Annotated in this window: 25 protein-coding genes and 2 pseudogenes; 14 read left to right on the forward strand and 13 right to left on the reverse strand. The window is 64.9% G+C overall.

The genetic code is table 11. The features are described 5' to 3' along the window. Positions 1 to 94 precede the first annotated feature (94 nt). A pseudogene (locus tag MUU56_RS17380) lies at positions 95 to 415 on the forward strand (IS3 family transposase); the annotation flags it as partial. An 86-nt stretch (positions 416 to 501) separates the two neighbouring features. Here MUU56_RS17380 and MUU56_RS17385 read toward each other — a convergent pair. After that, entirely contained in the window at positions 502 to 951 is a 450-nt protein-coding gene (locus MUU56_RS17385; protein WP_244768546.1) for an NUDIX hydrolase, read from the reverse strand. A 162-nt stretch (positions 952 to 1,113) separates the two neighbouring features. Here MUU56_RS17385 and MUU56_RS17390 point away from each other — a divergent pair, with 162 nt between their 5' ends. Together MUU56_RS17390 and MUU56_RS17395 are read left to right on the forward strand one after the other, a co-directional pair. After that, a complete protein-coding gene (locus MUU56_RS17390) occupies positions 1,114 to 1,473 on the forward strand; it encodes a LysR family transcriptional regulator (protein ID WP_244768547.1) in 360 nt (119 codons plus the stop codon). Between the two features lie 38 nt (positions 1,474 to 1,511). After that, positions 1,512 to 1,826 (forward strand): HPP family protein, encoded by a 315-nt coding sequence (locus MUU56_RS17395; RefSeq protein ID WP_244768845.1) that lies wholly within the window; start codon positions 1,512 to 1,514, stop codon positions 1,824 to 1,826. An 84-nt stretch (positions 1,827 to 1,910) separates the two neighbouring features. Here the strand turns inward: MUU56_RS17395 and MUU56_RS32700 are convergent, their stop codons facing one another. Continuing rightward, on the reverse strand, positions 1,911 to 2,045 hold the full coding sequence (locus MUU56_RS32700) for a hypothetical protein (RefSeq protein ID WP_263194077.1): 135 nt from the start codon (positions 2,043 to 2,045) through the stop codon (positions 1,911 to 1,913). A gap of 532 nt (positions 2,046 to 2,577) precedes the next feature. Here MUU56_RS32700 and MUU56_RS17400 point away from each other — a divergent pair. The 7 genes from MUU56_RS17400 (at position 2,578) to MUU56_RS17430 (ending at position 11,256) form a co-directional block, all read left to right on the forward strand. Then, positions 2,578 to 4,125 (forward strand): ABC transporter substrate-binding protein, encoded by a 1,548-nt coding sequence (locus tag MUU56_RS17400; RefSeq protein ID WP_244768548.1) that lies wholly within the window; start codon positions 2,578 to 2,580, stop codon positions 4,123 to 4,125. 61 nt (positions 4,126 to 4,186) lie between these two features. After that, positions 4,187 to 5,125, forward strand: coding sequence for an ABC transporter permease (locus MUU56_RS17405; RefSeq protein WP_244768549.1), 939 nt, complete (start codon positions 4,187 to 4,189; stop codon positions 5,123 to 5,125). Positions 5,126 to 5,136: 11 nt separating this feature from the next. Next, positions 5,137 to 5,988, forward strand: coding sequence for an ABC transporter permease (locus MUU56_RS17410; protein ID WP_244768550.1), 852 nt, complete (start codon positions 5,137 to 5,139; stop codon positions 5,986 to 5,988). Further along, the gene (locus MUU56_RS17415) at positions 5,985 to 7,631 is read left to right on the forward strand and encodes a dipeptide ABC transporter ATP-binding protein (protein WP_244768551.1); all 1,647 of its coding nucleotides are present in this window, start codon (positions 5,985 to 5,987) and stop codon (positions 7,629 to 7,631) included. Before MUU56_RS17410 ends, MUU56_RS17415 begins: the two co-directional genes overlap by 4 nt. A 4-nt stretch (positions 7,632 to 7,635) precedes the next feature. Next, positions 7,636 to 9,087, forward strand: a complete 1,452-nt coding sequence (locus MUU56_RS17420) for an amidase (protein ID WP_244768552.1) — start codon at positions 7,636 to 7,638, stop codon at positions 9,085 to 9,087. A 12-nt stretch (positions 9,088 to 9,099) separates the two neighbouring features. Continuing rightward, positions 9,100 to 10,029: a MurR/RpiR family transcriptional regulator gene (locus MUU56_RS17425; protein ID WP_244768553.1), complete on the forward strand. Its 930-nt coding sequence runs from the start codon at positions 9,100 to 9,102 to the stop codon at positions 10,027 to 10,029. A 36-nt stretch (positions 10,030 to 10,065) separates the two neighbouring features. Next, a complete protein-coding gene (locus MUU56_RS17430) occupies positions 10,066 to 11,256 on the forward strand; it encodes a serine hydrolase domain-containing protein (protein ID WP_244768554.1) in 1,191 nt (396 codons plus the stop codon). A gap of 270 nt (positions 11,257 to 11,526) precedes the next feature. Here the strand turns inward: MUU56_RS17430 and MUU56_RS17435 are convergent, their stop codons facing one another. From MUU56_RS17435 to MUU56_RS17460, 6 genes are all read right to left on the reverse strand, one after another. Next, a complete protein-coding gene (locus MUU56_RS17435; protein ID WP_244768555.1) occupies positions 11,527 to 12,489 on the reverse strand; it encodes an arginase family protein in 963 nt (320 codons plus the stop codon). Between the two features lie 75 nt (positions 12,490 to 12,564). Beyond that, positions 12,565 to 13,257 (reverse strand): ABC transporter permease, encoded by a 693-nt coding sequence (locus tag MUU56_RS17440; protein WP_244768556.1) that lies wholly within the window; start codon positions 13,255 to 13,257, stop codon positions 12,565 to 12,567. Beyond that, positions 13,254 to 13,943 (reverse strand): ABC transporter permease, encoded by a 690-nt coding sequence (locus tag MUU56_RS17445; protein ID WP_244768557.1) that lies wholly within the window; start codon positions 13,941 to 13,943, stop codon positions 13,254 to 13,256. Before MUU56_RS17445 ends, MUU56_RS17440 begins: the two co-directional genes overlap by 4 nt. 5 nt (positions 13,944 to 13,948) lie before the next feature. After that, positions 13,949 to 14,713, reverse strand: coding sequence for a transporter substrate-binding domain-containing protein (locus MUU56_RS17450; protein ID WP_244768558.1), 765 nt, complete (start codon positions 14,711 to 14,713; stop codon positions 13,949 to 13,951). 82 nt (positions 14,714 to 14,795) lie between these two features. Next, positions 14,796 to 15,566: an ABC transporter ATP-binding protein gene (locus tag MUU56_RS17455; protein WP_244768559.1), complete on the reverse strand. Its 771-nt coding sequence runs from the start codon at positions 15,564 to 15,566 to the stop codon at positions 14,796 to 14,798. Between the two features lie 201 nt (positions 15,567 to 15,767). Beyond that, entirely contained in the window at positions 15,768 to 16,664 is an 897-nt protein-coding gene (locus MUU56_RS17460; RefSeq protein WP_244768560.1) for a LysR substrate-binding domain-containing protein, read from the reverse strand. Between the two features lie 167 nt (positions 16,665 to 16,831). Between MUU56_RS17460 and MUU56_RS32940 the strand changes: the two are divergent. Beyond that, positions 16,832 to 16,978, forward strand: a pseudogene (locus MUU56_RS32940) (hypothetical protein); the annotation flags it as partial. Positions 16,979 to 17,321: 343 nt separating this feature from the next. Here the strand turns inward: MUU56_RS32940 and MUU56_RS17470 are convergent. The 5 genes from MUU56_RS17470 to MUU56_RS17490 form a co-directional block, all read right to left on the reverse strand. Then, on the reverse strand, positions 17,322 to 17,732 hold the full coding sequence (locus tag MUU56_RS17470; protein WP_244768561.1) for a MarR family winged helix-turn-helix transcriptional regulator: 411 nt from the start codon (positions 17,730 to 17,732) through the stop codon (positions 17,322 to 17,324). Between the two features lie 402 nt (positions 17,733 to 18,134). Then, positions 18,135 to 18,509 (reverse strand): DMT family transporter, encoded by a 375-nt coding sequence (locus MUU56_RS17475; protein WP_244768562.1) that lies wholly within the window; start codon positions 18,507 to 18,509, stop codon positions 18,135 to 18,137. Positions 18,510 to 18,558: 49 nt separating this feature from the next. Next, positions 18,559 to 18,879, reverse strand: a complete 321-nt coding sequence (locus MUU56_RS17480) for a DMT family transporter (RefSeq protein ID WP_244768563.1) — start codon at positions 18,877 to 18,879, stop codon at positions 18,559 to 18,561. Positions 18,880 to 19,363: 484 nt separating this feature from the next. Then, positions 19,364 to 20,254 (reverse strand): LysR substrate-binding domain-containing protein, encoded by an 891-nt coding sequence (locus tag MUU56_RS17485; RefSeq protein WP_244768564.1) that lies wholly within the window; start codon positions 20,252 to 20,254, stop codon positions 19,364 to 19,366. A 31-nt stretch (positions 20,255 to 20,285) separates the two neighbouring features. Continuing rightward, positions 20,286 to 21,194: a LysR substrate-binding domain-containing protein gene (locus MUU56_RS17490; RefSeq protein WP_244768565.1), complete on the reverse strand. Its 909-nt coding sequence runs from the start codon at positions 21,192 to 21,194 to the stop codon at positions 20,286 to 20,288. 106 nt (positions 21,195 to 21,300) lie between these two features. On the opposite strand from MUU56_RS17490, the gene MUU56_RS17495 reads away from it, so the two are divergent. The 3 genes from MUU56_RS17495 to MUU56_RS17505 all read left to right on the forward strand — a co-directional run bounded on the left by MUU56_RS17495 (position 21,301) and on the right by MUU56_RS17505 (position 23,229). Continuing rightward, positions 21,301 to 21,975 (forward strand): cysteine hydrolase family protein, encoded by a 675-nt coding sequence (locus MUU56_RS17495; protein WP_244768566.1) that lies wholly within the window; start codon positions 21,301 to 21,303, stop codon positions 21,973 to 21,975. Next, entirely contained in the window at positions 21,972 to 22,283 is a 312-nt protein-coding gene (locus MUU56_RS17500; RefSeq protein ID WP_244768567.1) for a GYD domain-containing protein, read from the forward strand. Before MUU56_RS17495 ends, MUU56_RS17500 begins: the two co-directional genes overlap by 4 nt. 127 nt (positions 22,284 to 22,410) lie before the next feature. Next, positions 22,411 to 23,229: a transporter substrate-binding domain-containing protein gene (locus tag MUU56_RS17505; RefSeq protein ID WP_244768568.1), complete on the forward strand. Its 819-nt coding sequence runs from the start codon at positions 22,411 to 22,413 to the stop codon at positions 23,227 to 23,229. Positions 23,230 to 23,241 lie beyond the last annotated feature (12 nt).

Below are 23,241 nucleotides of genomic sequence, written 5' to 3' on the forward strand. Positions count from 1 at the left end.
CATCCTTCGGCACATCGCCGAGGGCACTGCATCACCGGCGACCGCACCGGCCAGTCCAACAGCCGTGGCGGGAGTTCGTCCATGCCTCGATCGACGACGCAAGCCAAAAAAACAGGTGCTGGTCCATTCGGACCAGGGCTCCCAGTTCACCAGCATGGACTGGGCATCCTTCCTCAAACACCACTATCTGGTTCATTCCATGAGCCGACGCGGCAACTGCCATGACAACGCAGTCGCAGAGAGCTTCTTCAACCTTCTGAAGCGTGAACGGATAGGCCGCAGGATCTATCGCTCTCGTGATGAGGCGCGTCAGGATGTGTTCGATTACATCGAGATGTTCTGCAACCCGAAACGAAAGCATGTCAGGAACGGGATGCTGTCGCCCGTCGAGTTCGAAAAGCAGCAGAAGATCTAACCCAGGGTGTCTACGAAACTCGGGGCTATTCAGTCAGGTGCGGAAGGGTCGGCATGGACGTTCCGATCTTCGAGACGGGGCGGTGCTTACGCTGCGGCCTCCCGGCCGTGCTGGTGCGGCAGGTCGGTGCCGAACTGCATCTGCCAGAACAGGGTGAGGATGTGGTTGCGCGTGAGCGGGGCGAGCGGCAGCGTCGGCGTGTCCTGGATCGGCATCCACCGCGCCTCGTCGATCTCGCTCGTCGGCGCGATGACCTCGTCTTCGAGCTGGACCCTGAAGACATAGGCGACGAGCAGGTGGTCCGTCTCGTCGGCCGCCTCGGCCTCGAAGCAGCCGAAGGGCGCCATGCGCGAGGGCGGAATGAGGATGCCCAGTTCCTCGTGCAGCCGGCGGGCAAGTGTCGCCTTCGGCACTTCGCCGTCCCTGATCCTGCCGCCGGCCTGCATGAACTGCGGCCCGCCGCGCTTGCGCACGAGCAGCGTGTCGCCGTTCTCCCGGGTGACGAGCGCGACCGCGATGCGGATTTCTTCCTGCATGATGACCCGATATTCCTCTTCCAACGATGGCGCGCCGCCGCCCGAAGGCGCTTTCGCTCCGGCCGCAAATCCTCTAATCGTTATATTTCACAAAATATAATGTATTGGGAAGAGCCATGTCGATGCCGACCGGCTTCCCGGAGATCGAGACAGGATGAGGGCATGCTGATCAGGCATCTGAAGTTTTTCGTGACGCTCGCCGAAGAACAGCATTTCGGGCGCGCCGCAGAACAGTGCAGCGTCACGCAACCCACGCTCTCGCAAGCGATCCGCAAGCTCGAGGAAGATCTGAACCTCTCCCTGATCGTTCGGGGGCACCGCTTCCTGTCGCTGACCGCCGAAGGCGAGAAGGTCCTGCGCTGGGGGCGGCAGATCCTCGCTGACTACGAGAGCCTGCACGATGACCTGAGAGGCAGGAAGAAGGGCGGCTTGACCGGGACGCTGCGGCTCGGCGTGATCCCGGGAGCGCTCGCGATCTCATTGCTCGCCGCGCTGACGGAAACCTCGGCCAGCTCCTCCTGATCGCCCCCTTCGGGGCAAGCTGCGTCCTTCTCTTCGCCCTGCCGCAAAGTCCGCTCGCTAGGCCGCGGAACGTGATCGGCGGGCACCTGATCTCCGCGCTGGTCGGCCTGCTGGTCCTGACCGTCCTTGGCGACGGCGTTGTCGCCATGGGGTTCGGCGTCGGCCTTGCCATCGCGCTTATGCAGTTCAGCGGCACGCTTCATCCGCCGGCCGGCGGCGACCCCTTGGTCGTCATCCTCGCCGGTGCGGGATGGCCCTTCCTGCTCCTGCCGATCGCCACGGGGACCGCAAGCCTTGTCATTCTCGCCTGGCTCTACCACCGGTTTGTTTCAAAGCGCGCCTATCCGGCGTGAAAGGTGCCGGGAAGCGGTCTGATCCGTCGATCGGTCCAAGACCGCCGCGCCCCCTGTTATGGGTTCCCGCTATGCTGCGGCGTATCACTTCAGCGCAAGAACAACCGGACCGGCGACCGGATCGGTGATGCCGAGGCCGCTGCCGAGGTCTTCGAGGGTATCGCGAAAGCCGTCGAGCGTAGCGATCATCTGAGGCCGGCTGGCGGCAAGAGCATCCATGCTCTCCCATTCCGCAACGATGCAATAACGCCCTTCGCCCGTCTAAACGATACTGGCATGGCGCAGGCCTGCCCACTCGGTCGCGACATTGCGGTGCGCATCGAGAAAGGCGTTCTCCATGCCGGACTTGACTTTGAAACGCACGACATTGAATGCGATCATGGCTGCCTCCCGTCAGAAATAGCTGCGATTGCTACAGGACGCCGGCGTCCGGGGACGGACCGGCCACGGAAGTCCGTGCCGGATGCATCCTTGCCTCCAAGCTAGCACGCACGAAAAATAAGGGAAATCTAAAATAGACATGCGAAATGCAATACTGCCTCAGCACCGGCTGGCGGCATGCCGTTCGCGCGTAAATGCCGAAGCCAGGCCCCTTCTTCAAGGCGAGGCTCGCGGCATGACCGGCAAGGCAGGCAGTCGGTGCCGTTCCCATCGATGTTGAATATATAACATTGATATTGACATTTGTGTATAATCTAACATAGCCTCCGCGATGTGTCCGATGGGATGTTGGATTTCGGGAGGAGAGAGAATGAGTTTTTGGCGCAAGCCCTCCATGCGGGGCAAGGGTCTGGCATTGGGCGGCATGACGATCCTGGCGGCGGGCCTCGCCGGCTTTGCGCCGGCCCTGGCGGCTGACGTCATCCGCGTCGCCTCGCCCTACCAGACGACGACGCTGGACCCGATGCGGTCGGCGGCGGCGGGCAATATCGAAACCTATGGCCAGCTTTATTCGCGCCTCCTGCGGCGCAATCCGGAGACCGGCGCGCTGGAACCGGGGCTGGCCGAGACCTGGGATATTTCCGACGACGGCAGGACATATACGTTCCATCTTCGCGGCGCCCGGTTCTCGGACGGCTCGCCCATCACGGCCGATGACGTGGCCTTCAGCCTCGAGCGCATCCGCACCGACAAGCGCTCGGCCTATCCGGCCCCGCTCAGCGCGGTGGAAGCGGTGACGGCGGCCGATCCGAAGACCGTGGTGGTCACGCTGAAGTCGGCCTTCGCGCCGTTCCTCGGCAATGCGGAAATCTGGAACATGGGCATCGTGTCCAAGGCCGACGTGGAGAAACGGGGCGAGGAGGAGGCCTTCGGCACGGTTCCGGTCACGTCCGGTCCCTACGGCGTCAAGCAGTGGAAGCCGAACGAGAGGCTCGTGCTCGAACCCAATCCGCACTACTGGCGCAAGGGCTATCCGAAATCGGACGCCACCGTCGAATTGATCGAGATCGCCTCGCCCGAGACCCGCATCGCCATGCTGAAGGCCGGCGAGATCGATGCAGTCCGCGCCGTGCCGTGGGCGCAGGTCGACGACCTGAAGACGGCCGAGACGATCGACATGCGGCTCGAGCCCTCGACCACCATCTACATGACCCTGCTGAACCACAAGCGCGAGCCCTTCTCCAGCCTGGAGGCGCGGCAGGCGGCCGGCATGGCGATCGACAACAAGGCCATGGCCGCGGCCATCACGCGCGGCTATGCCGAACCGGCGAACACCACGCTGCCGGGCAGCGTCGATTTCCACGACAAGGACTATCCGGGCATTCCCCACGATCCCGCCAAGGCGAAGGAACTGCTGGCCGCCTCCGGCATGGCGGGGCGCGAGGTGAAGATCCTGGCGACCGCCGATGCGCCCTCGCAGCAGACGGCGCTGCTGATCCAGGCCCAGTGGCAGGCCATCGGCCTGAAGCCTGTGATCGTCAATGTCGACGGCGGCGCCTGGTGGGATGCCACCGGCAAGGGCGACTACGACGCGGCGGCCAACTGGTGGTACAACGAGACCCCCGATCCCGACCTTGCCGTCCGCTGGGCGGTGTGCGGCACCTGCGGCTCGAATTCCTACAACACCTTCTACACCAACCCGAAGGTGGATGAACTCGTGGAGGAGGGCACCCGCGAGGCCGATCCGGCCAGGCGCGCGGAAGTCTACAAGGAGATCCAGAGGATCACCACCGAGGAGGTGGCGCAGATCCCGCTCTACTACGCGCCGAACGCGGTCGCCTATTCCAGGCGTATCGAAGGGCTCAAGCTGACCCCTTCGCTGCAGTGGACGCTCGAAGAGACGTCCATCGGCCAGTAAGCCGTCTCAAGCGCGCCCTACAAGCGGGGCGCGCCCTTCACGCCCGAAGCGGAGAACCGGATTGCCCCTTCTGCAGCTCCTTGTGCGGCGCCTGCTGCAACTTATCGGCGTGCTCGCCGGCATCAGCCTCGTGACCTTCCTTCTCGTGCACATGGCCCCCGGCGATCCCGCGCGGCTTCTCGCCGGGGAAAGGGCGAGCGCCGAGACCGTGGCGGCGATCCGCTCGCAATACGGGCTCGACCTGCCGCTCTGGCGCCAGTTCCTGACCTATCTCGCCAATCTCCTCTCGGGGGATATCGGCCTGTCGCTGCGCTTCCAGCGGCCGGTCATCCAGCTCATCGAACAGTTCATGTGGCCGACGCTGTTCCTGACCGCCTATGTCCTTTGCCTCGCCATCCCGCCGACGGTCGCGCTCGCCATCCTCGGCGCCCGCCGGCCGGGCGGCATCGCCGACCAGATCATCCGCCTCGTCGGCATTGCCGGCCTCACCATCCCGGTGTTCTGGCTGGGCATCATGATGTCGCGTTTCTTCGGCGTCAGCCTCGGCTGGTTTCCCGTTTCGGGCTACGGCGTCGGCTTCACCGGGCATCTCCACCACCTCTTCCTGCCGGCGGTCTCCACCGCCATCTGGCTGGTGCCGGTGCTGACGCAGAGCCTGCGCGCCGCCCTGATCGAGAAGACCGCCGCCGACTTCGTCACGGCCGCACGGGCGCAGGGCGCGACGGAGCGGCAGATCTTCTGGCAGACCATGCTGCCCAATGCTGTGCTGCCGACGCTCAACCTGCTCGGGGTGATGGTCGCCTTCATGATCGGCGGCGCCGTTATCGTCGAGACCGTCTATGCGGTGCCTGGCCTCGGCACGCTGATGGTCAACGCGCTGCTCGGCCGCGACTACTACGTCGTGCAGGGCCTGACGCTGGTCTTCGCGGTCTCGACCGTCCTGATCACGCTGACGGTGGACCTGTTGACCGCCTTCATCGATCCGCGCGTCCGGCTTTGAGGAGACCGCCCATGGCTGACACACCCGCTCCGGCAATCGCCGCCCCGTCCGTCCGGACGGTCACCCCCGTCATGCTGGTCGCGCTCTCCATCCTCGGCGGATGGCTGGTGCTGGCGCTGGCGGCCCCGGTGATCGCGCCCTACGATCCCGACGCCATCGACATCCTGAACATGCTTTCGCCACCGAGCGCCGCCCATTGGTTCGGCACGGACCAGGTCGGCCGCGACGTCTTCTCGCGGGTTCTCTTCGCAAGCCGCGTCGACCTGCTGCTGTGCGTGGCGGGGGTGCTGCCGCCGCTTGTCATCGGCACGACCATCGGTCTTCTGAGCGGCTATTTCGGCGGGCTGGTCGATACCGTGTTCATGCGCATCTACGACCTGACCGTCGCCTTCCCCTTCTTTGTGCTGGTGCTGGCCATCGTCGGCGTGCTCGGGCCTGGCCTTCTGAACTTCATCCTGGCGCTGACGCTCGTCGGCTGGGTCAGCTATGCGCGGCTGGTGCGCGCGCAGGTGCTGACGATCCGCGAAAGCGAATATATCCAGGCCGCCAGATGCCTCGGTTATCCGCCGGCCGCCATCCTCGCCCATCATGTGCTGCCCAATGCGATCGGCCCGGTCATCGCCTATGCGGTGAGCGATGCGGTGCTGGTCATGCTCGCCGGCGCCAGCTTCGGCTTCCTCGGCATGGGCGCACAGCCGCCGCTTGCCGAATGGGGCGTGATGATCGCCGACGGGCAGGCCTTCGTGCAGCAGGCCTGGTGGATCTGCCTCTTCCCAGGCCTTGCCGCGATTTCCCTCGGCCTCGGCTTCGCCCTGCTCGGCGACGGGCTGGGACAGCTCCAGCGCAGGGGGGTGACGGCATGAGCGGGCTCAGGAACGGCATGCCGCCGCTGCTGGAGGTAAAGGACCTCTCCGTCAGCTTCGGCGAATTTGCGGCGGTGAAGAACGTCTCGTTCGCGCTCCGGCCGGGCGAAATCCTCGGCATCGTCGGGGAAAGCGGCTCGGGCAAATCCGTGACCTGCCGCGCGGTGATGCGCCTGCTGGCCGCCGCCGCCCGCGCCGAAGGCAGCGTGACACTCGAGGGGCGAGACCTGCTGGCGCTCGGCGAGGACGAGCTGTGCGCCATTCGCGGCCGCGACATCGGCATGATCTTCCAGAACCCGGCGTCCCATCTCGACCCGCTGCGTCGCATCGGCGAGCAGGTGGCGGCGCCGATGATCCGGCATCTCGGCATCACCCGGCGCGAAGGCCTCAAGCGCGCCGTCGCGCTGCTCGACGATGTCGGTATCCGCGAGCCGGAAAAGCGCGCGCGCTCCTATCCGCATGAATTTTCCGGCGGCATGAAGCAGCGGGCGATGATCGCCGCGGCGATCGGCTGCCGGCCGAAGCTGCTGATCGCGGACGAGCCGACCACCGCGCTCGACGTCACGGTGCAGGCCCGCATCCTGCACCTGCTCAGGGACCTCAACCGCAGGACCGGGCTGGCGATGATCCTGATCTCGCACGATCTCGGCGTGGTCGCGGACATCTGCTCCCAGGTGGTGGTGATGCGCAACGGCGAGGTGGTGGAGCAGGGGCCTATCGACGACGTCATCAACCGGCCGCGCCATCCCTATACGAAGCTGCTGATCGAATCCCAGCCGGGCCGCAAGACCTACGGCACGGCGGACGGGCCGGACGGCGGCAAGCCGCTGCTCAGCGTGGAGAAGCTCTCGGTGTCCTTCTCCACGGGCGGGGGCCTGCTCGGCGGGCTCGGCGGTGGCGGTGCCTTCAAGGCGCTCGACGGGATCGACCTTGAGATCGGCGCCGGCGAGACGGTCGGCATCGTCGGCGAAAGCGGCTCCGGCAAGAGCACGCTCGCCCGCTCGATCATCCGCCTGAACACACCGGGCGGCGGGGCGATCCGCCTCGACGGGCAGGATATCGGCGCGCTCTCCGGCGATGCGCTGACGGCGTTCCGCCGCCGTGTGCAGATGGTGTTCCAGAACCCGTACGATTCCCTCAATCCGCGCCTGACGATCGGCGAGGCGGTTGCCGAGCCGATCTGGCGGCATGGCCTTGCCGACCGGAAAACGGCGCAGAAGGAGGCCGAGGCGCTGCTGGAGATGGTGGAGCTGCCGGCGAGCCTCTACGACCGCAAGCCGCGCCAGCTCTCGGGCGGGCAATGCCAGCGTGTCGGCCTTGCCCGCGCGCTCTCGCTGAAGCCGCAGCTGCTCATCGCCGACGAGATCACCTCCGCGCTCGATGTCACGACGCAGGCGCAAATCCTGGAGCTTCTGGTGCGGCTGCAGCGCGAGCGGTCGCTGACGCTCATCTACATCTCGCACGACCTCTCCGTCGTCAGCAGCCTTTGCCAGCGCGTCTATGTCTTCAAGGCCGGGCGCGTCGTGGAACAGGGGGTGGCGCAGCAGGTGCTGTCGAGGCCACAGCATCCCTATACGCAGGCGCTAGTCGGCTCGCTTGCCCGGCTGCCCGCCCATACAGGCACGATCTCACAACCGGTATAGACCCATGCGACTTGACGAATACGTATCCCACGACGGCACCAGCCTCGCCCGCCTGCTGGCCAGGGGTGAGATCACGCCGCGGCAGCTCGGCCGATGCGTCGAGGCGGCCGTCGCGGCCGTCAATCCCGCGCTGAACGCCGTCATCGAGCTTTATCCGGACGCGCTGGAAAGCCTGCCGGAGGCGGCGTCCGCTACGCCCTTCGGCGGCATTCCCACCCTCACCAAGGACTTTCCGGTCGAGGCGGGGCGGCCGGCGGAATTCGGCAGCCGCCTTGCGCAGGGGTTCCGCGCCGCCCATGACGCGGTTTACTGGACGCGCCTGCGCAACGGCGGACTGGTGAATGCCGGGCGCACGACGAGTTCGGAGTTCGGCGTGCCGGCGGCGACGGAATCGCCGCTCTACGGGGCGACGCGCAATCCCTGGAACCTGCAGCGCGGCGTCGCCGGGTCGAGCGGCGGGGCGGCCGCCGCCGTCGCGGCCGGCATCGTGCCCTTCGCGCAGGGCAGCGACGGCGGCGGATCGATCCGCAATCCCGCCGCCTTCTGCGGCCTGATCGGCCTGAAACCCTCGCGCGGCCGGGTCACCGGCTCCCCGAACGCCAATGCCCCGCTTCTCGGGCTGGCGACGGCCTTCATGCTGACCCGCTCCGTGCGCGATACCGCCGCGCTGCTCGACCTCTGCCACGGCCCCGATGCCGGCGACGGCTACGAGATCGTCGCGCCCGCGCAAACCTATCTGGACGCCATGCAGCGCACGCCGAGCGCGCTGCGGATCGCGCTGTGCACGACAGCCTGGTCCGGCGTCCGGCTCGATCCGGAGGTCGCCGCGGCGACGCGATCGGTGGCTGAGCGGTTCGCGTCTTTCGGCCATCATGTCGAGGAGGCATCGCCCGACTTCGACTATCCCGCCTTCCTCCACGCCCAGAAGGTCATCTGGGCCGCGGATGCCGCCGCGCACATGCCGGCCATGGCCCGCCACAGGGGCCGGAGGCTGGAAGACGCGCTCGGCCCGAGCGTCCATGCCCTCTATCGCTGGGGCTGCGGCATCGGCGGCGCGGAACTCATCGAGGCCCTTGCCGTCTATGACCGCGTGACGCGGCAGGTCGGCCGCTTCCTTGCCGGCTATGACCTGCTCCTGACCCCGACCAGCGCCATCGCGCCGGAGCCGATCGGCACCTTCGACCCCAACCGGGCCGGCATCGACGCGGACGGTGTCTTCGACGACCTCGCGCCCAAGGAGACGTTCACGGCGCTCTTCAACGCGACGGGGCAGCCCGCGATCTCCCTGCCGCTCGGGCGCAGCGGCGACGGCCTGCCGATCGGCATCCAGCTCGTGGCGCGCTTCGGCCGGGAAGACCTGCTGCTTGCGGCGGCGCGGCAAATCGAGGAAGACATAGGCGAGGCGCCCGGCATCTGGGGGCAGGGGCATCCGGCGACGCATGCCGGCAATTTCTAGGGGACTGTGACCGTGGCGAAGGCACGAGGCGGCAAGCATGCCGCAGGATCGAACGGCGTTGAGGAGAAGATCGACATCGAGGCGATCCTGCGCGACCGCATGGCCGGCTTCTCGCCCTCCGAACAGAGCCTTGCCGCCTATATCCTCGACAATATCCAGATCCTGCCGTTCGAGACCGGCAGCAGTATCGCCCGGGCCGTCGGCGTCAGCGAGATGACCGTCACGCGCTTCGTGCGCGGCCTCGGCTTCGAGAACCTGCGCGACCTCAAGAAGCGGCTGCGCGTCGCCGTCGCCGAGAAGGACAGCGAGATCGACGACTACATGGCGCGCTTCCAGATGCGCGAGGGCCGCCAGCAGATGCTGCAGGAGAGCCTGCGGCTGGAGCTCGACGCCATCGTCAAGGCCTATGCGCTGACCACCACCGAGGTCTGGGAGGAGGCGGCGAACCTGCTCGTCAAGGCCCGCACCGTCTATGTCGTCGGCTTCCAGGCCTCGAAGGGGCTGGCGATGGACTTCGCCAGCCGCCTGCTGTGGGCCCGTTCCAACGTCATCTTCATCGACAATGCCTCAGGCACGTTCGGCGAGATCCTCAATGCGGATCCAAGGCACAGCGCCGTCGTCTTCGTCGATACGGCCTCCTATGCCACGCGCGGCATCAAGCTGGCGGAAAAGCTGAAGGCGATGGAGATGCCACTCGTCGTCGTCACCGACAAGTTCAGCCACTGGGCCTTCGCCTATACGCGCTTCGCCTTCGAGGCCCATACGCATGTGAAGACCTTCTGGGATTCCACGGCAAGCCTCAGCGTCGTGCTCAACCTGATGATCGACGCCGTCGCCACCAGGCTCGGCCCGAAGGCAAAGGCCAACTTCGCCATGATGAGCGACATGGGCAGCCTGTTCGGGGAGTTCGTCGGCGGCAGCTACCTGCGCCGCACCGATTGAACGCGCGCCCGTTCCCAACCGAAAGCGAGATCCGTCATGACCGTCACGCCGCCGTTCCGCGATCCCCTCGCACCGGGCAAGCCCCTCATTCCCCGGCAGGACTGGGACCGTGCGCCCTGGAACCGCTGGACATTCCAGCACATCCGCGAGATGCTGCCGACCGCAAGGGTGTGGCGCGGCGCGGGGCCGGCGAGTGTGCTGCCGGCCGATCCGCAGGATATCGACGCCATTGCCTTCGAGGCGGACGGGCGGCAGGGCACCATCGCCGGCTTCCTCGCCGAGAGCTTTACCGACGGCCTCCTCGTTCTCCACGGCGGGAAGGTCGTCGCCGAGCGCTACCTGAACGGCATGGCGCCGCACACCCTGCACCTGTCGCAATCGGTCGCCAAGTCGGTCGTCGGCACGGTGGCGGGCATCCTGATCGGCCGGGGCCTTATCGATCCCGCCGCGCCGCTGACGCACTACCTGCCGGAGCTGGAGGCGACGGCCTATCGCGGCGCGACCGTCCAGCATGTGCTGGACATGACCAGCGGCGTGGTCTTCGACGAGACCTATACCGCGCTCGATTCCCACATGGCGCTGCTGGATGCCGCTAGCGGCTGGAAGGACCGCCAGAGCCCGGACTGGCCGCTGCACGTCTGGGATCTGATCCTCTCGCTGAAAGACCTGGAGTGCCCGCACGGCGCCTCCTTCCGCTACCGCTCGATCGAGACGGACGTCCTTTCCTTCGTGCTGCAGCGTGCGGCCGCCACGCCGCTGGCCGAGCTCGTCAGCCGTGAATTGTGGGCGCCGATGGGGGCGGAGGAGGACGCCTGCTTCACCGTGGACGCTGCCGGCTACGCCCTCGGCGACGGCGGCTTCAACGCCACGCTGCGCGACTATGCGCGCTTCGCCCTGCTGCATCTGCGTGGCGGGGAGATCGACGGCAGGCGCATCGTGCCGGCTGACTGGATCGCGGGAACACGCTTCAAGGCCGATCCCGCGCTCTTCGACGGCATCTATCAAGACGTCCTTCCCGCCGGCGCCTATCACAACCAGTTCTGGATCGAGGACACCGCCCGCGGCGCCTATATGGCCCGCGGCGTCTTCGGGCAGCTGATCTATATCGACCCGGCAGCGGATTTCGCGGCGGTCATCCTGTCGAGCTGGCCGGAATTCGTCAGCACGGCACGGACCCGAACAGCCCTTGCCGCCGTCAGGGCCATTCGCCGGCAGCTGGCAGGCTAATCCAAGGGGAGGTCACGTTCTCCATCGCGCTGCGGAGGGCGCATTCAGCAGCCCATGCGCCGCATGGGTTCCATAAGACTTGAGCGCTCGGTCCGCAGCATCGTTGGGGTGACCAACCGGCAGATTGACGATGGCGCTCGCCATGCTCGCCATTCCGGCCGTGGAGCGCGCCGGTGGCTTGGTCCGCTCACGCTGGCCGGCATCACCCGACCCCGCGGGCATAGGAGACGCAAGGCCTGCCGGAATGTCTTGGCAGGCCTCGCAGCGGGATTAAGCCGCCTGGCGGACGAGGACGCCGAGCGCCGTGGTGATCAGGCGGGCGAAGGTGAGCGCGCCGATCCCGTCGACGTCCCGCTCGGGCATGAACTCCACGAAATCCATGGCGGCGATGCGGCCGCGCTTTGCCGCCCCCTTGATGAGGTCGACGGCCTGATAATAGCTGAGGCCGCCCGGCGCGCGGCCGATGACGCCCGGAACGAGCGCGGGGTCGAGCGCGTCGGCATCGATGCAGATGATGATGTCGCTGCCTTCGGGGATGAGATCGAGCACAGCGTCGACGCCGTTGCGGTGCAGGTCGTAGGCAGTCACGAAGCTGACGCCCCAGGCGAGCGCATCCTCGTAGTCGCCGGTCGCCGCCGAGCCGATGCCGCGTGCGCCGACCTGGACGATGCGCTCGACATGCGGCATTTCGGAAGCCCGCCGCATGGTGGAGGACAGGCCCAGCCGCTCGCCCATGTGCACCTCGCGCCAGTCGATATGGGCGTCGATCTGCAGGATCGTGAACTTCCGCCCGCCGGCGGCAGTGCCGATCGCCTCGATCATCGGGATCGGGATGGAATCGTCGCCACCCAGCAGCACCGGCACGGCGCCACGGGCCAGCACCTTCGACACAGCCTCGGCGATGCGCGCGCGATTGCCGGCGGTGTCGGCCTCGCCGAAGGGCAGGTTGCCGCAATCGACCGGCCGCAGGTCCGGCACGGGGAAGACGGGGCCGCCGTGATCGAAATCGTGGCGGTCGACATTGGCCGTCAGCGATCCGGTGGCCCGGCGCAGCGCATCCGGCGCGTTGCGGCAATAGGCGCCCACCGAGGCATAGGGCGTGGCACAGGGCGCGCCGATCAGCGCCACCGGCGCCGAGAGTACGTCGAGGTCCGGGCAGGCCGCAAGGCCGAGGAAGGTCGTGGTCTCGGCCGCCGCGCCGAAGAGCGCGCCGAGGTCGGGCTTTTCATTCATGGATGGTCCTCCTGTGTTGCGGCCTTCGGCCGGGAAGCGGGCTGGATGAGAGGACGGGCCGGCGTCGTGTGGCGCTCAGCCGATCCGGTTTTCGAGATAGCCGGCCCAGCGGCGCTGGACGACCTGGAAGCCCGAGACCAGCACGAAGGTCAGGGCGAGATAGATCGCCGCGGCGGTCACGTAGGGCTCGAACTGGATGTAGTCGGTGAGGGTGATCATGCGCGCGACGCCGGTGGTCTCCAGCAGCGTCACGGTGCTGGCGAGCGAGGTTGCGTGCAGCATCATGATCATCTCGTTGCCATAGAGCGGCAGGGAGCGGGTGAGCATGGCGGGGATGAGGATGCGCAAGGCCTGCGTGCGGCGCGACATGCCGTAGGCTCGCGCCGCCTCGATCTCGCCGACGGGGATGTGGCGCAGTCCCCCTGCGAAGATTTCCGTCGTGTAGGCGGTCGTGTTGAGCACGAAGGTGAGGAGCACGCAGACCATCGGGCTCGAAAGCCACGGCCAGAGGATGCTCGTGCGGATCAGCTCGAACTGGGCGAGGCCGAAATAGACGAGGAACAACTGTACCAGAAGCGGCGTGCCGCGGAAGACCAGCGTATAGAAGAGGACCGTATAGCGTACCGCCGTAACCCGGCTGTTGCGCAGGAAGGCGAGCGGCACGGCGAGCATGAAGGAGATCGCAAGCGACGCGAAGGCGAGGAACAGCGTCAGCTTCGCCCCTTCGGCATAGAGGGGAAGGTTTTCGGCGATGACGGTCCAGTTCACGGCGCGAGCTCCCGAAGGCCGATCTCGAAGCGGCGGGCGGCGAGCCCGAGAAGCAGGAGGGAGAGGATGGTGACGAGAAGGTAGAAACCGGCGGCGACCAGATAGAAGGTGAAGGGCATGCCGGTCGCTTCCGCCGCGCCCTTCGCGCGGAACATGACGTCCTGGAGGCCGATCAGCGACACCAGTGCCGTCGCCTTGGCAAGCACCAGCCAGTTGTTGGTGAAGCCGGGCAGGGCGAGGCGCACGAGCTGCGGCAGGATGATGCAGGCGAACATGCGGCGGCGCGTGAGGCCATAGGCGATCGCGGCCTCGATCTGGCCTCTTGGAATGTTCTGCAGGGCCGTCTTGAAGGTCTCGGTCATGTAGGCGCCGAAGATCAGCCCGAGCGTCGCGATACCGGCGACAATCGGCGGAAACTCGATGCGCGCATCGATGCCCATCGCGTCAATCCACTGGTTGAGAAGCGCGGGCAGGCTGTAGTAGATCAGCAGCATGACCACGAGATCGGGAATTCCGCGCACGACGAAGGTATAGAGCGAGGCAGCGCTCCGCAGCAGCCGGTTGCCGGAAAGCTTGGCGAAGGCCGCGGCCATGCCGAGAACCGTCGCCACGACGAGAGAGGCGACGGCCAGCAGCAGGGTCGTCCACCCTGCCGCCAGTATCGTTGCGGTGAATGCACCGACCATGCCGGTCATTCGCCGAAATATTTGGCGTTGATGGCGTCGAGCTTGCCGTTCTCGCGGATGGCGGCGAGCCCCTTGTTCACCTTTTCGACGAGCTCGGCGTTCTTCTTGTTGATAGCAATCGCCACGCCCTCGCCGAATTCCTCCGCGTCCGCGCCGGTGAGCTGCGGCCCGACGAGTTCGAAGTCCTTGCCGGCGTCGTTCTTCAGGAAGCCGTGGATGATCTGGGCCTGGTAGCTGATGTGCAGGTCGGCGCGGCCGGCCGTCAGCTCAAGATAGGGTGCGCTGCCCGTGTCGTAGCGCTTGATGCTGGCCGTCGGAAAATGGCTGGTGACGTAGGCGTCCATCGGCGTGCCGGTCTGCACGGCGATCGTCTTGCCGGCGAGCCCCTCGGGCGTGAAGTCGAAGGCGGCGCCCTTCTTCGCCACGAAGCGGAAGATGGGGCGATCGTAGATGTCGCTGAAGGCGATGACCTGGCGGCGCTTCTCCGTGACGGTGAGCTGCGAGATCAGCGCGTCGTACTTGCCGTCGATCAGGCCGGGAATCATGCCGTCCCAAGCGGCGTTGAAGATGTTGCAGTCGAGTGCGGCCGCCTCGCAGATCGCTTCCATCAGCTCGATGTCGTAGCCGACGAGCTTGCCTTCGGAATCGATGTATTCGAAGGGCGGGAAGGTGGCGTCGGTGGCAATGTCGATCTGTTCGGCCGCCTGTGCCGCCGTGAGCGCGGCAGCCATGATCGCGGTGGCAAAAAGGGTCTTGAGCGTAGCCTTCATTCTTCTGTCCTCTGGGGTTGATCGTTCTTGTTGGTTCGGCAGGGTTTGCGGCCCCGGCCCGGCCGTCGGGACCGGCGCCTGATCAGTGCTTCAGCCGGCCGGCCAGGAACTGCTGCAGCCGCGGGCTGCTCGCCCGGGTGAAGATCGCGTCCGGCGCGCCCTCCTCCTCCACCCGTCCGAGGTGGAGGAAGACGACGCGGCTCGACGCGTGACGGGCGAAGCCCATCTCGTGGGTGACGACGATCATCGTGCGTCCTTCCTCGGCGAGCGCCTGCATGACGCGCAGCACCTCGCTCACGAGTTCGGGGTCGAGCGCGGAGGTCGGCTCGTCGAACAGCATAACGTCCGGATCCATGCTGAGGGCGCGGGCGATTGCCACGCGCTGCTGCTGGCCGCCGGAAAGATGCGAGGGGTATCTTTCCAGAACCTCGTAGTTGAGGCCCACCTTGGAAAGGTTGGCCTTCGCCCGCTCGATCGCTTCCTTCCGCGAGAGCCCGAGGACGCTGACCGGAGCCTCGACCACGTTCGAAAGCACGGACATGTGCGACCAGAGGCAGAAGTTCTGGAAGACCATGGCGAGCTTGCTGCGGATGTGGCGCAACTGGTGCCGGTCGCTGGCCCGCAGCATGCCGTCGCGGTCCCGGACGGTCGCCAGCACCTCGCCGTCGATGGCGACGGTGCCGGCACTCGGGCGCTCCAGGAAGTTGATGCAGCGCAGGAACGTGCTCTTGCCGGAGCCGCTGGCACCGATAACGCTGATCACGTCGCCGGCCTCGGCCTGGAGCGAGACGCCCTTCAGCACCTCGTGCGCCCCGTAGGACTTGTGGATGTCTGTCGCGCTGAGTTTCAGCATCGGTTCCCTTTCGGCAAGGCGGCTCGGACCGCTCTTCTGCTCATTTCTTTTGCCATCTAGGGACATGGCGCCGTTTTGCGCAAATGACGATTCTTCACCCGATACATGACGTAGAATCATGTATTGCGAATTCGTCCGGGGCATGGGCCGAAGACGATGGAATGATTTGTGAATCTCCGTCAGCTTTCCCGGAAACCCCTGTCAGGGCAGGGTTTCCCATGCGGCGTCGCGGCCGAAACGGGCAAGCAGCCAGCGCAGGAAGAGGCGGGTCGCCGAGCGGCGAAGGCTCGCATTGTTGCAGACGACGTGCCAGCCGCCGAAGGCGTCGATGGAAAACGAGAAGGGCTTGATCAGGACGCCCCGCTTGAGATCGGAGGCCGAGAGCGTATCGCTCACCAGCGCCACCCCGGTGCCGTGGATCGCGAGATCGATCGCCATGCCGAGGTCGCTGCAATAGAGGTGCCGGGCCTGCTGGTCGAAGTCGGTTTCGCCGGCCTCGGAGAACCACCGCCGCCATTCCGAGCCGTCGTCCCAGTGAAGCAGGAGGCAATGACGCAGGTCGGCGGGTCGGGTGATCGTCCCGCCGATGCGCTCGAACAGCAGCGGGCTGCACACCGGCGTGACATTGACATGGGCGAGGAGGGCGGACCAGCGATCCGCCCAGCCGCCCGGGCCGAAGGAAATGCCGACGTCGATATCGCCGAGCTCGTGCACCCGCTGGTTCTCGACCAGGCGGATGTGGCATTCGATCGACGGATGGTCCTGGCAGAAGTCGCTGATGTGCCGGGCGAGCCAGGTATTGGCGAACATCGGCGGACAGGCGACATCGAGCCGGCCGCCGACCTGGCTTGCGTCGGCAAGGCGCATCGTGGCGGCAAGAATCTCCTGGAGCGCGGCGGACACCGTCTTGGCGAGGATCCTGCCCGCATCCGTCAGCACCACGCCGCGTCCGGCCTTGACGAAGAGCTCGCAGCCGAGCGCCTCTTCCAGCCGGCGGATCTGATGGCTCACCGCGCTGTCCGTCAGGTGCAGCTCTGCCGCAGCCTTCGCGAGGCTCTGGTGGCGTGCCGCCACCTCGAAGGTGCGCAGTGTCGGCAAGGGAAGGTTGTGTAGGTCGGCCAATTTGAGAACGATGATGGTGGAGGAGAAATAAACGTCGAAAACATGTCCCAACGGCCGGTGTGCGGCCCGAACCTCTTCACGATAACATGATAAGGAGGCAAGTCATGTGGGGTGGATAAGGCATTTTTGCTAAGTCCGCTGACATGTGCGGCCATCGCGGACGCGCTCGCCCTCATGGGGAGACGGCGCCTTGTGGACGGGCGCTCCAACCCCATTCACGCGCCCGGGCGCTACCACGCTGTTTCGGGCGGCGCCGGCGTATCTGCTGCATCCGTTATCTCGTCGACAGGCTCGACTACTGTTCCACCTGTCCGCTCCCGCAGGCGAGCAAGTCGTCGCCCGACGAGGCGGCTTCCTGCCCCTGGTCGGCGTGTTCTTCCGGCCGATCGACAAGATCAACGCGATCATCGAGACCTATCTCAAGGCCATTGCCGGCTTCACGCGCTACACCCAGTTCCTCGACACCGATATGCTAGCGCAGGCCGCCAATCCCACATGGCGCGAATGGCAGGCGTTCGCGGCTCGGGAACTCCAGCCTTCTCGGTTCGGCCTATATGGCAGCTACTGGAAGTTCACATAGAGAGAACCTGCGGACTGCCAAGCAGCGCGAATGGCTGACAACGGAGCCGGCGGCTATTCTGTCTTCAGAAGCTTCGCTGACAGTGTTTCCTCGAAGCCGTGGTCCTTGAGCGCGGCGGCCAGCGTCGCCTCGTAGTCGGGCTGAGCGCTTTCGAAGCGTGAACGCCCTTTTTCGGTCAGGACCGTGTAGACCCCGCGCTTGTCGTCCGGGCAAAGATCGCGAATGGTGAGCGCGCCGCGCTCCAGACGCTCGACCATTCGCGAAACCGAACTCTGGTTCAGATGCAGATGCGTGGCCAACTCCTGCATTCGAAGTTCGGATTTGGCCGATCGTGACAATATCTGGAGCGCACGATATTCCGACAGGCCAAGCCCGTGCTGTTCTTGCAAAACCTTGCCCAGCTCCGCTTCGACGTTGGCTACGACATGAATCAGCTTGAGCCATGAATCGCTTCTCTTGGACATGACCGGCGTAGACTCCTTTCGAGCAATCAGTGGGGCATTCTTCATATGTATGTCCATGCAACCGCCGACTCAATGGAACGTGCGCCGCCATGACACGCGCAGCCCTAAGCGAAATGCCGGGGCGTGGGAGCAAGCCCTTCGAGATGGCGAGCTTGCTCATGGCAGGCGACCGTCGGGTTTGCGGATTGTCGGCAAAGAAGAGATACATTCCGCGATCGCCAAACCAGTGCGCGGGTATGATTGAAATGCTTCCGGTCGCAACTGGCGCCTCACCTAAAAATCACGCCATCCTGGTCAACTGCGAAGGCGGTGAATGGAATGCCACCATCGTGGACAGATTCACGGAGAAGGCGATTGCCTCCTCCATGAGCTGCTTGTCGCGGATCGAACGATCGGCTGCCATTAGGCTCGACCCTGGAGCTTTGCGCTGTCGGCGAGCTTCAGCCAGACGATACCGGCGATGATGACTGCCAGCCAGAATGCCTGGCCCAGCGTGAGCGGCTGGTCGAGCAGGATGCTCCCGAAGACAGCCGCGCCCACGGAGCCGATGCCTGCCCATACCGCATAGCCGATCCCCACGTCGATGGTTCGCAAGGCGGCGCTGAGGAAGTAAAGCGTGAGCAGGAAGAACACCAAAGCGGCCGCCGACCAGCTCAGGACGGTAAACGCCTGGCTGCCCCCGACGCTGAGCGCATATCCGATTTCAAAGGCGCTTGCGAGCATCAACATGATCCATGCGCGCCCGCTGCTTTGGTGGTTTTCATCCGTAGTCGTCATGTCAGGTTCCTTTCAGGTCGGATGGGAATTGCACAAGGGCGGCGGTTCTCTACGCTGCGCCGCTGAGGCGCAGGCCAACGACGCCTCCGATGACGAGGGCGATCCCGAGTATCTTTTTCAGGTTGAGTTGCTGGCCGAAGAACAGCGCACCCAGGACGACGATTCCGACGCCCGCAACGGAGGTCCAGATGGCGTAACCAACGCCAACGTCGAAGGTAAGAAGTGCAAGACTGAGGAAGAAAGTGGCGATTGCGCCGCTGACAAGGGTGACGATGGTCCACCCAAGCCGCGTGAATCCCTTCGCATTGCCTGCGCTGATTGCGACCGCGATCTCAAAGATCACGGCTACTCCAAGATATAGCCAGCTCATCGTGTTTTCCTTTCATCACTGGTTGGGCTTGATGGCCTGCGCCTGGTGGGCAGAGCTTCGCGCACCGGTTTATTCGTTTGCATGTGCATGCATATTAAAGCTGACGGCATAAGTCAATATCTATGCATGCGCATGCAAATTAATGGATGTTCAGCTGCTGCGAGATAGGTCCGGGAATTATCCGGCGTGCCGCTGACTAGCGCCTATCTCGACGAGAATTTCCTCGAATATGCGGAATATGGCCCACAAGCCGATGCTCGCAGATGCCGGCCGCAAAGGGGGAGGTACTCAAGCTATAGTCATACCCGTTATTAGGCCTGCATGCAGGAGGTCGGCACGCAGGCGGATGTCACGATCGCCTGGCACGCCTGCCGCGGGCCGCCTCCAGATCTTCCGGCTGTCGAGCACCCTGAGTTCTCAGGTTTTGGTAAGAATCCCGTCAACGCCAAACCCGCGGGAATTTTCTATCGCCGCCGCTGGGGCTTCAAGCTGTCGTCGCTTCCTCGATCAGCCAGTTGATGAAATAGCTAACCTCGGCAGTTTCCCGCTTTGCTTCCGGGCAGATGCAATAATAATTGTGAAGAGCCGGTACGCTGAGTTGCAGCGGCTGTACCAGCCGGCCTTCGTCGAGATCGCGGGCGGAAACGACTTCGTCGCTGAGCGCGACGCCGAAACCATCCCGTGCAGCCTGAAGGACGATGCCGAAGTCGTCGAAATAGACGTCCGCTTCGCCGGCATAGGCAATGCCCGCCTCTGCCTGCCAGCGACGCCATTGCGATCCGTCATCCTCGTGAAGCAGCCGGTGATAGGCGAGGTCGGAGGGCTGGCGGATGGCGTTCGGCCCGCGCAGGAGCTGCGGGCTGCAGACGGGCGTCATGCGGATGCCGTGCAGCAGGCGCCACCAGAAACCTGGCCACGGCGGCGCCCCATAGACGATCGCGACATCCGTCTTGCGCCAGTCGACGCCGGGAAAGTGGCTGGATGTGACGACCTTCAACTGGAAGTTCGGGCTGTCGGCCATGAAGGTGAAAAGCCGGGTGGCGAGCCAGGCGACGCCATGAACCTGCGGGATGGAGATGGTCAGGGTTCGCCTGCCGGCGTCGCCATATCTTTGCACCGAAAGCTGGCGCACGCCGGTCTGGATCGCGTCCATCGCGCTCGCCACGGAGCGCTGGAGCTGGCTTCCGCTGCGGGTCAGGGCCAGTTGGCGTCCGCGCTTTTGAAACAGGTCGACACCGAGCGCCGTCTGCAACGCGCGAATCTGCTGGCTGACGGCGCCCGGCGTCACATGCAGCTCCGCCGCCGCCGCGCTGACATTGCCGAGCCGCGCGACGCTCTCGAAGACGCGAAATGCATGAAGGGGAGGCAGCACCATCGGTTTCGTTCCTCAATCGGGGACTTGATGATCAGGCATTCTGGTCGCGTCCGGGGCGCAACTGCTCGATCACGCGATCGGCAAGCGCGCGCAGGACCGGATCGCCCGCCCGATCCACGGGACAGACGATGTAATATTCCCGCGCCGCGTTGATGGTCGTCGAAAACGGCTGAATGAGCCGGCCCTCGCTCAGATAGTTCCGCGTCAGGACGTCCGAGACCAGCGCCACGCCGCGGCCTTGAACGGCAGATGCGATCGCCTGCGCCACTGAATTCACCCGCACCCGAATGTTGCCCTCAAGGCCGATCCGCGCGGCGACGGACCACTTCGCCCATTCGCCGCCGTCGTCCTCATGCAGCAGGACGACCGAACTCAGCTTCCTGTCGCGGTTGCGCAGGTCGAGCCGGGGGAACAGCGTCGGCGAGCAGACGGCGCAGAGCCTGACTTCGCTGAGCGACCGCCAGTACTTTCCGGTAAACGGCGGGTTGTCGTAGACGATGGCGAGGTCGTTCTTGTCCCAGTCAACGTCCGCGGCAGTAACGGCCTCGTTGATCGTCAGGCTGACTATGCCGTTCGACTGGGCGAAGTCGACGATGGCCGCTGTCAGCCAGGCAATGCCGAGTGCGGTCGGCACGGAGACCGACAGCGCGGCGGGCTGGTCGCCGGTGGTGATTTTCCGCGAGGCGCGCGTCGCCGTGTCGAGTTGACTGAGCGATATGGCAACGGCCTGCGAAAAGTCCTTGCCCGCCTGGGTCAGCGCGACATTCCGGCCCGCTTTCTGAAACAGCACGATCCCCGTGGCTTCGCTGAGCTTCTTCAGTTGCAGGGAAACCGCGCTGGGGCTGAGGTTCAGTTCCTCGGCCGCATGCCGGACCCCGCCGAGGCGCGCCGTTGCCTCGAAGGCCGGCAGATATTGCAAATACGGGGGCAGGCGACTCATCGAAGGTCCGGCTGATTGTTTATAATAACAGAACGATACCGGTGATTATAAATTGATTTTTCCAAACTGTTAAGAGTGCTATCCAACGACAAAGAGGAGAACGTTCATGATTTCGGCAAAGCCATTCGATTTTCCCTATGACGGCAATCTGGAGGTGGAAAAGACCGCGCTCATCGTCATCGACCTGCAGGAGGATTTCCTCTCGACGACCGGCTATTTCGCCCGGCAGGGCTATGACCCGGCGCCGCTCCGCGCAATCCTTCCCGCGGTCAACCGGCTGATTGCCGCCTGCCGGGGTGCGGGGGTTCGGATCATCCACACGCGGCAGGGCTATCGCGAAGATCTCGCGGACATGACCCCTTATGAGAAATGGCGCCGGAAGCGCTCCGGGCTTGAGGGGACGACCGCGCTGCTGCGGTCCAGCCCCGGCTTCCAGATCGTTCCCGAACTGGATGTGCGTCCGGAGGACATCATCGTCGACAAAACCTGCAACAGCGCCTTCACCTATACGGACTTCGAGCATGTCCTGCGCGCGCAGGGCGTCACGCATCTCCTGTTTTCGGGCTGCACCACGGATGTCTGTGTCCACACCACGCTGCGGGAGGCCTGCGACCGCAACTTCCAATGCCTGACGATCTCCGATGCCTGCGCCAGCGGCGATCAATACGCCCATGAGGCGGCTCTTCACATGGTCACCGTCGAGAACGGTATTTTCGGCGCGCTCGCCGACACGGCCGCGGTTCTTGAAGGCCTGAAGAAGCTTGGAACAGTTGCGAAATGAGTGGGGTGCCTGCGAACCAGAAATACGTTTCCCTGATGCGCCTGACGCAAAAGGGGCTCACCGAGCTGGCCGACAGCGCCAAGCGCCGCAAGGTCAGCGAGGATCGCGTGGCGGCGCTCGGTGGCCGCTCGATCGCCTTCTACGCCCTGCTCGGCCCCTATGATTTCGTGCAGGTTTTCGAGATGCCGAGCAATGAAGCGATGATGCAATACGTCCTTACCGCCCGCCGGGACGGACATGTCGAACCGTTGATCCTTCCGGCCTTCGACACGGACATATACGGGCAGATCCTCACGACTATCGTTTAGTTTTTCTGAGTTTTTTCAGCGAAAATATTTAGCTTGTCTGCAATGAACGTTCATATACGACTTAACAAAACATCCATCCAAGAAGCCAAAACAAGGGAACACGACAATGAAGACTGCACGACTGGGAATGAAACCGTCTCTTCTCGCCGGCACCATGCTGGCAGCTATTTTCGGCGCAGGCGCCGGTCTTGCCGCAGACCAGAAGCCCGACTTCGTATCCGGCGGCGTCTTGAAGGTCTGCACCAGCGGCGAATTCCCGCCGATGGAATATTACGAGAACCCCGGCGACAAGGACCTCATCGGCTTCGAGATCGACGTCATGGACGCGATCGCCAAGCGGTGGGGCGCCAAGGCCGAATATATCGTCGGCGACTTCAAGGGTTTGCTCCCCTCGCTCGATTCGAAGCGCTGCGACCTTGTCGCGAGCGGTATCCTGATCACGCCCGCCCGCCTGGAGAAATACGACGGCATCCCCTATTTCAGCTCGCATATCGTGTTGGTCACCGCGGCGAGCGACACGCAGACCAAGGTCCCCGCCGATGTCAGCGGCAAGGTGATGGCGATCGAGGCCGGCACGTCCTATGAAAAGATCGTCGCCGACCTCAATGCGGAGCTTGAGGCCGCCGGCAAGGCGCCGATCCAGGCGCAGACCTATCCTTCGGCATCGGGCGTGATCGAGCAGATCCTCGTCGGCCGTGCGACCGCCACCATCACGCAGGATACGACGGCCGCCTATCGCATGCTTCAGGTGCCGGGCCGCCTAAGCATTCCCTACACCTACGAGGAGAGCGAGAACTACGGCATCTATCTTAGAAAGAGCGATGGCGACCGCCAGATGCTGAAGGAAGCGATCGAGGCCCTGCAGGCAAGCGGCGAGATGAAGGCGCTGCTTCAGAAATGGAACCTGCCGGAAACGGCGACCGACGTTTCCCATGACGTCAACTGACGACAGGACGAT

Origin of the sequence: Shinella yambaruensis (assembly GCF_022899355.1) — a bacterium.
Classification (GTDB): Bacteria; Pseudomonadota; Alphaproteobacteria; order Rhizobiales; family Rhizobiaceae; genus Shinella; species Shinella yambaruensis.

Coding starts and splice junctions, on each gene's coding strand:
- MUU56_RS17445 (WP_244768557.1), bottom strand. CDS start 13,943: ATGGTCGGTGCATTCACCGCAACGATACTGGCGGCAGGGTGGACGACC.
- MUU56_RS17480 (WP_244768563.1), bottom strand. CDS start 18,879: ATGAGCTGGCTATATCTTGGAGTAGCCGTGATCTTTGAGATCGCGGTC.
- MUU56_RS17475 (WP_244768562.1), bottom strand. CDS start 18,509: ATGACGACTACGGATGAAAACCACCAAAGCAGCGGGCGCGCATGGATC.
- MUU56_RS17490 (WP_244768565.1), bottom strand. CDS start 21,194: ATGAGTCGCCTGCCCCCGTATTTGCAATATCTGCCGGCCTTCGAGGCA.
- MUU56_RS17390 (WP_244768547.1), top strand. CDS start 1,114: ATGCTGATCAGGCATCTGAAGTTTTTCGTGACGCTCGCCGAAGAACAG.
- MUU56_RS17435 (WP_244768555.1), bottom strand. CDS start 12,489: ATGAATGAAAAGCCCGACCTCGGCGCGCTCTTCGGCGCGGCGGCCGAG.
- MUU56_RS17500 (WP_244768567.1), top strand. CDS start 21,972: ATGAGTGGGGTGCCTGCGAACCAGAAATACGTTTCCCTGATGCGCCTG.
- MUU56_RS17470 (WP_244768561.1), bottom strand. CDS start 17,732: ATGTCCAAGAGAAGCGATTCATGGCTCAAGCTGATTCATGTCGTAGCC.
- MUU56_RS17410 (WP_244768550.1), top strand. CDS start 5,137: ATGGCTGACACACCCGCTCCGGCAATCGCCGCCCCGTCCGTCCGGACG.
- MUU56_RS17450 (WP_244768558.1), bottom strand. CDS start 14,713: ATGAAGGCTACGCTCAAGACCCTTTTTGCCACCGCGATCATGGCTGCC.
- MUU56_RS32700 (WP_263194077.1), bottom strand. CDS start 2,045: ATGGATGCTCTTGCCGCCAGCCGGCCTCAGATGATCGCTACGCTCGAC.
- MUU56_RS17455 (WP_244768559.1), bottom strand. CDS start 15,566: ATGCTGAAACTCAGCGCGACAGACATCCACAAGTCCTACGGGGCGCAC.
- MUU56_RS17385 (WP_244768546.1), bottom strand. CDS start 951: ATGCAGGAAGAAATCCGCATCGCGGTCGCGCTCGTCACCCGGGAGAAC.
- MUU56_RS17430 (WP_244768554.1), top strand. CDS start 10,066: ATGACCGTCACGCCGCCGTTCCGCGATCCCCTCGCACCGGGCAAGCCC.
- MUU56_RS17485 (WP_244768564.1), bottom strand. CDS start 20,254: ATGGTGCTGCCTCCCCTTCATGCATTTCGCGTCTTCGAGAGCGTCGCG.
- MUU56_RS17495 (WP_244768566.1), top strand. CDS start 21,301: ATGATTTCGGCAAAGCCATTCGATTTTCCCTATGACGGCAATCTGGAG.
- MUU56_RS17415 (WP_244768551.1), top strand. CDS start 5,985: ATGAGCGGGCTCAGGAACGGCATGCCGCCGCTGCTGGAGGTAAAGGAC.
- MUU56_RS17420 (WP_244768552.1), top strand. CDS start 7,636: ATGCGACTTGACGAATACGTATCCCACGACGGCACCAGCCTCGCCCGC.
- MUU56_RS17400 (WP_244768548.1), top strand. CDS start 2,578: ATGAGTTTTTGGCGCAAGCCCTCCATGCGGGGCAAGGGTCTGGCATTG.
- MUU56_RS17505 (WP_244768568.1), top strand. CDS start 22,411: ATGAAACCGTCTCTTCTCGCCGGCACCATGCTGGCAGCTATTTTCGGC.